Origin of the sequence: uncultured Gemella sp. (genome assembly GCF_963519265.1) — a bacterium.
Taxonomy (GTDB): domain Bacteria; phylum Bacillota; class Bacilli; order Staphylococcales; family Gemellaceae; genus Gemella.
Map to the genome: position 1 here is coordinate 1 of NZ_CAUQNQ010000132.1, position 3,174 is coordinate 3,174.

At 32.3% G+C, this 3,174-nt stretch carries 4 protein-coding genes; 3 read left to right on the forward strand and 1 reads right to left on the reverse strand.

Annotation, left to right across the window (positions count from 1 at the left end; genetic code table 11):
* The coding region (gene trpS, locus RWN11_RS07950; RefSeq protein ID WP_314161197.1) for a tryptophan--tRNA ligase at positions 1–950 on the reverse strand (950 nt) is incomplete at its 3' end.
* A 176-nt stretch (positions 951–1,126) separates the two neighbouring features.
* Between trpS and RWN11_RS07955 the strand changes: the two genes are divergently transcribed.
* The 3 genes from RWN11_RS07955 to srtB all read left to right on the forward strand — a co-directional run.
* Positions 1,127–2,116 (forward strand): lipoate--protein ligase, encoded by a 990-nt coding sequence (locus RWN11_RS07955; protein WP_314161198.1) that lies wholly within the window; start codon positions 1,127–1,129, stop codon positions 2,114–2,116.
* A 24-nt stretch (positions 2,117–2,140) separates the two neighbouring features.
* On the forward strand, positions 2,141–2,464 hold the full coding sequence (locus RWN11_RS07960; protein ID WP_314161200.1) for a heavy metal-binding domain-containing protein: 324 nt from the start codon (positions 2,141–2,143) through the stop codon (positions 2,462–2,464).
* 99 nt (positions 2,465–2,563) lie between these two features.
* A partial coding sequence (srtB, locus tag RWN11_RS07965; protein ID WP_314161202.1) for a class B sortase, LPKTxAVK-specific occupies positions 2,564–3,174 on the forward strand: 611 nt, incomplete at its 3' end.

Here is a 3,174-nt window from a genome sequence, read left to right on the forward strand (position 1 = left end):
TCAGCTTTTTCACTTCCAGCTTTAAGCATTCTATAAACTTCTGCTTTATCTTTTGCAAACTCTTCACGACGTTCTCTTATTGGGCGTAAGTAATCTTGCATTACATCATTTAAACGACGTTTCAGTTTCATATCACCAAGTCCACCACGAGAGTAGTGTTCTTTAAGTTCTGCAACTTCATCAGCGCGAGTATCGAAAATGTCTAAGTATTTAAATACTACATTTCCTTCAACTTGACCTGGATCTTCAATCTTAATATGATTTGGATCAGTGTACATTTTCATGATTTTAGCTTTAATGTTTTCTTCGCTATCCCCTAAATATATACCATTGTTTAAACTCTTACTCATTTTTCCTTGTCCATCAATACCTACAAGACGAGCGTGATTTTTTGGCGGTAGTACAATCTCAGGTAATACTAGAACTTCTTTATTGTATGTTCTATTGAAGTCACGAACGATTTCACGAGTTTGTTCAAGCATTGGTTTTTGATCTTCACCAACAGGAACGTGTGTTGCTTTAAAAGCAGTAATATCAGCGGCTTGACTTACAGGATATGTGAAGAATCCTGCAGGAATACTTTCACCGAATTTTTTGTCATTAATTTCCTGTTTAACAGTAGGGTTACGGTGTAATCTAGAGACTGATACTAAATTCATGTAGTACATGTATAATTCTGCAAGTTGCGGAATTTGCGATTGGATAAAAATAGTAGTTTTTTTAGGATCAATTCCAACCGCAAGATAATCAAGTGCTACTTCTGTAATATTTTCGATAACTTTTCCTGGATTATCAGCATTATCAGTAAGTGCTTGTTGATCGGCAATCATAATAAATACTTCAGTATCATCTTCATTTTGTAAAGCTATACGATTTTTTAAAGAACCAACATAGTGTCCTAAGTGAAGTTTACCAGTAGGTCTATCTCCAGTTAAAATAATTTTTGTCATAAAAGGGTAACTCCTCTAAAATAATTTTAATAATTCTTAATAATTATACCATAATCTGACTGAAGTTTGTTTGAAATAATAAAAAAATATTAATTTGGATAAAAATTTAGTGTTTTAGTCAGTAAAAAGTGGTATAATAAAAGAAAAAGAAATAGTTAATTATTAAGGAGATTAATATGATATATATAGAATCAAAAAGTAATGACCCACGCTACAATACTGCATTAGAGCTTTATGCTTTTAATGAACTTGCAGAAAAAGACGATGTGTTTATGTTATGGATAAACTCGCCATGTATCGTTGTTGGTAAAAACCAAAATACAACAGAAGAAGTAAACCAAAAATTCTGTGATGATAAAGATATTAAAATCGTTCGTCGTGTAAGTGGTGGTGGTGCAGTTTACCACGATTTAAACAACTTAAACTACACAATCATTTCAAGTGGTAGAAGTGGTGAAGAATTTGACTTCAAATCATTCTCACAACCTGTGCTAGATGCATTAGATTCATTAGGAGTTAAGGCGGAATTTACAGGGCGTAACGACTTAGAAATTGATGGGCAAAAATTCTGTGGTAATGCTCAATACGTGCGTAATGGTCGTATTATGCACCACGGTTGCTTAATGTTTGATGTTGATACATCAGTTTTAGCTGATGCTTTAAAAGTATCTAAAGATAAGATTGAATCAAAAGGTATTAAATCAGTACGTTCTCGTGTAACAAACATTAAAGATCATCTTCCGAATCAAGATATGACAGTTCAAGATTTCGTAGCTGCACTTAAAAAATATATGAGTGAAAAATACGAAATGACTGATTTTGTTGCAACTGAAGAAGACGAAGCTGCAATCTTAGCTATCCAAGAAGAAAAAAATAATTCATGGGATTGGGTATATGGTAAGAATCCTGACTTCAATATTAAACGTAACAGAAGACTTAAAACTGGTAAAATTGAAGCTAATATCATGGTAGAACAAGGAGTTATTACTAATATCAAATTCTACGGAGACTTCTTCGGAGTAATGGATGTAGAAGATATCGCTAAAAAATTAGTAGGAGTAAAATACCAAAAAGAAGATATTCAAAAAGTATTAGAGCAAATTGATATTAATTCATACTTCTTAGGAGCAACATTAGAAGAAGTAGTAGATATATTAGTAGACTAATAAATAATTTTGGAGGGATGTAATATGATAATTGCGACAACAAATTATGTTCCAGGAATGGAAGTAGTAGAATATAAAGGATTAGCTACAGGTGAAGTAGTAGCTGGGATTAATGTCATCAAAGATATAGGAGCAGGAATTCGAAACCTTTTTGGTGGGAGAGTCCAAGGCTACGAAGACGAAATTATAAAAGCAAGAGCTGAAGTTTTAAAAGAGTTAGAAGCTCGTGCGGCAGCTATGGGTGCTAATGCTGTTATCGGAGTTAGAATTGATTTTGATCCTCTAGGAGGCGACGGTAACAACATGCTTTTAGTAACAGTTACAGGAACAGCTGTAGTAGTAAGATAAAAGTAAATAAATTGTAAAATAAAATTAATAGCAATATTTATAAAGATATTGTATAATGATAAACAGTTATTAAATTTTTAATAGAGAGGAAAAATATTAATGAAAAAAGTATTTAACTTTAAAAAGATTTTCTCTATTTTACTTTTAGCAATTGCTTTAGTAACATCTGCTGTATTTGTAGCTGGATGTAGTGACGATAATGGAACAAGTTCTAGTTCATCATCAAAAGCAACTTACACAGTAAGTAAAGAAGAGAAAGATTATTTATCAAAACGTTTTTCAGAATTATCTAAGACGAATAACGAAACTGTAGCTTATGTTTATGCTCCAGGAACTCAGTTAGATGAACCAGTAGTTCAAACTAATGACAATGAAACATACTTAGATAAAACTTTTGAAGGTGGACACGTTCCTTACCTTGGTACTGTATTCATGGATATGGATAACAAAAAAGACTTCCATGACAGATTAACTTGGTTATTCGGTCACGCTCGTGGAAGTAAAGTTGGAGATCACCGTATGTTCAACGATGTTAACTACTATGATAAACAAGAATACATGGATAAACACAAATTCGTAGTTATTGAAACTCCTGAGAGAAAATACTACTACGAAGCAGCATTCTTAACAATCGTACCAGAAACAACTTCATTCTATCGTTTAGATTTTGAAAGTGATGAAGATTTCTTAAACCAATTAACAAATGTTAA

Coding starts and splice junctions, on each gene's coding strand:
- RWN11_RS07960 (WP_314161200.1), top strand. CDS start 2,141: ATGATAATTGCGACAACAAATTATGTTCCAGGAATGGAAGTAGTAGAA.
- RWN11_RS07955 (WP_314161198.1), top strand. CDS start 1,127: ATGATATATATAGAATCAAAAAGTAATGACCCACGCTACAATACTGCA.